This window comes from Gluconobacter sp. Gdi, from assembly GCF_014132155.1.
GTDB lineage: Bacteria > Pseudomonadota > Alphaproteobacteria > Acetobacterales > Acetobacteraceae > Gluconobacter.
In genome coordinates this window covers 1-247 of record NZ_BLJQ01000094.1, presented here as the reverse complement: position 1 = coordinate 247, position 247 = coordinate 1, and the positions used below count along the sequence as shown (strand labels likewise).

Sequence of the window (247 nt, the reverse complement as noted above, 5' to 3'; positions counted from 1 at the left end):
GCTGAAGCTCACCAACCTGAAGTCCACCACCCAGAAGGCAGCCTGAATGACGACGCCATTCCGCACGGTCGAACTCGACATCATCGATCCGATCAGCGGTGTGGCGTCCGATATCGCGGATGGTCACGGCACCCTGCCACACGGGACCCAGTCCCGTCTGACACAGGCGCTCGAAACCGTCAGCACGCTGCGGTACTCGGATCTGGGGTATGTGCGGGAGGATCATGTTCCGTATCCGCCCTTTGTC

1 pseudogene is annotated in these 247 nt (G+C 61.1%); it reads left to right on the top strand.

From position 1 onward, the window contains the following. Positions 1-46: 46 nt before the first annotated feature. Positions 47-247, top strand: a pseudogene (locus tag JN414_RS16630) (hypothetical protein); the annotation flags it as partial.